This window comes from Ramlibacter albus (assembly GCF_014297445.1).
Lineage (GTDB): Bacteria > Pseudomonadota > Gammaproteobacteria > Burkholderiales > Burkholderiaceae_C > Ramlibacter > Ramlibacter albus.
This window is the reverse complement of record NZ_JACORU010000037.1, coordinates 1-1,148: the sequence shown is the minus strand read 5'-3', so window position 1 is coordinate 1,148 and position 1,148 is coordinate 1. Positions and strand designations below refer to the sequence as shown.

Genomic DNA, 1,148 nt, shown 5'->3' with positions numbered 1-1,148 from the left:
GACTGCATTCGACGCTGGGGTACGTGAGTCCGATGCAGCATGAGAGAAACTGGATGGCGGCCCAGGACAAAAAGTCCGCTTAACAAGCTCGGTTAAGGGATTCGTCAAACAGGGGCAAGGTCAGGGGGTCACGTCCGCCCCCGGACCGCGCCGCTGCCGGCACGCTCACAGCGGTAGATTGGCGCTTCACTGGCACCTTCGGTGTTGGGGAGGAAAACTATGGTCAACCAACTGCTCGGCGCCGGTGTGCTCGTACTGCTGCTCAGCGCGTGCGGCGGAGGCGATGGCGGCGACGAAGTTGTCTCGCCTGAGGTCCTTCAGTGCAGAGCGAACCTCGAAGCGCAGCGCTCGCAGCCGAACATGGTCGCGAACAGCTATAACGTCATCTTCAAGCCCTCGACGCCATCACAACCTTCTCCAGTCTGGCCGCCCGTCAAGCCGCCACTGGGCATTCCGAGCAGCGGGCAAAGCAATGAACAACTGGCTGCCGAGCTCGGCATTCGCGGCACGGTCCGCTACATCTACGACACCATCAACGCTGCCAATCTCCAGATCGACGCGAACGAAGCCGCGCGGCTCTGTGCCGACCCGCGCGTCAGCTCGATCCAGCAGGACAGGATCGCGACACTCTTCTGACTGTTCGTGTTCACGGGCATGTCATGCGGCAAGGTCACTCCCTAAAAGAAGTGATCGCGATCCGAGCCGTCGAGCTCTCCACTGAGCATGCAGCACCGCTTGAAACCGAAGGCCGGAGCCGCACGGGCAAGGGTCATTGCGGCCAAGCTTCTCTCGAAGTTCCTTGTAGCCACCGACCATGCGGTCTCCCCGCTTGACCTGAGTTTCAGAAGGGAAGCCCTTCCGACGCTTGCTCGTTACCTCAAAACCAGTGCTGGTCGAGGAGGTTCTTGAATGTACGCATGGCACACCTCCAAAAAGTAGGCCCCGAAGGCCGGGGCAGGTGGATTTTAGGTGGCCCACGACCGAGCGCCTAGGACGAGATGCAAGCGCGTTGCATTCTTGCCGCATAACGAATGAAAGGGACTTCCCCGTCCCTGGGTGCCCGCGCAGTTGCGGAGTACGGCAACGAAGTGCCACGATGGGATTGTCGAAGTCTCATCAACCACCTGTGAGAGGGGAAGTCCATGGCC

2 protein-coding genes are annotated in these 1,148 nt (G+C 60.6%); one reads left to right on the top strand and one right to left on the bottom strand.

Going from position 1 to position 1,148, the window contains the following annotated elements; translation table 11 throughout:
• Positions 1–219: 219 nt before the first annotated feature.
• Positions 220–636 carry a hypothetical protein gene (locus H8R02_RS30015; RefSeq protein WP_187085714.1) on the top strand — a complete coding sequence of 139 codons (417 nt, stop codon included), beginning with the start codon at positions 220–222 and terminating at the stop codon, positions 634–636.
• A 21-nt stretch (positions 637–657) separates the two neighbouring features.
• Here H8R02_RS30015 and H8R02_RS30935 read toward each other — a convergent pair whose 3' ends face one another.
• On the bottom strand, positions 658–816 hold the full coding sequence (locus H8R02_RS30935) for an SEC-C metal-binding domain-containing protein (RefSeq protein ID WP_222622708.1): 159 nt from the start codon (positions 814–816) through the stop codon (positions 658–660).
• Between the last annotated feature and the right edge of the window lie 332 nt (positions 817–1,148).